This window comes from Agrobacterium sp. 10T429 (genome assembly GCF_056393925.1).
The window spans coordinates 1-362 of sequence record NZ_JBFTGV010000097.1 but is presented as its reverse complement, the minus strand read 5'-3'; the positions used below and the strand labels follow the sequence as shown (position 1 = coordinate 362).

The window sequence follows — 362 nt, the reverse complement described above, 5'->3', positions numbered from 1 at the left end:
CCCCCATGCCGATGGACAGCGCCCAGATCCACGAGGCGATCTGGGCATCGCTCAGATGCGCCGCCTGCCCGGCCTGGATCATCAGCACCAGCGAGCTGGTGTAGCCGGTGAGCATGGCGATCAGCCCGGCCACCGTCGTGGAAAGGGAKAGGTCGGACAGCTTGAGGGGGGCGGCGGCAGTCATGGTCGATGCGAAGGGGCGGACGGCCGACATCTTCGCATGGATGGGGGCGGCGGGGGCGCCAACGCGGCCCCCACGCGGCTCCCCGCCCGGGCTGGCAGGGAGACCGTTAGTCGGCCACCTTGTCGCTCGGGAACTTGAACGAATCGCGCAGCAGGTAGCTCATCGGAATGTCCAGCGT

1 protein-coding gene is annotated in these 362 nt (G+C 68.7%); it reads right to left on the bottom strand.

Going from position 1 to position 362, the window contains the following annotated elements; genetic code table 11:
- A partial coding sequence (locus AC1DCP_RS26700; RefSeq protein ID WP_476774916.1) for a benzoate/H(+) symporter BenE family transporter occupies nt 1-184 on the bottom strand: 184 nt, incomplete at its 3' end.
- Nucleotides 185-362 lie beyond the last annotated feature (178 nt).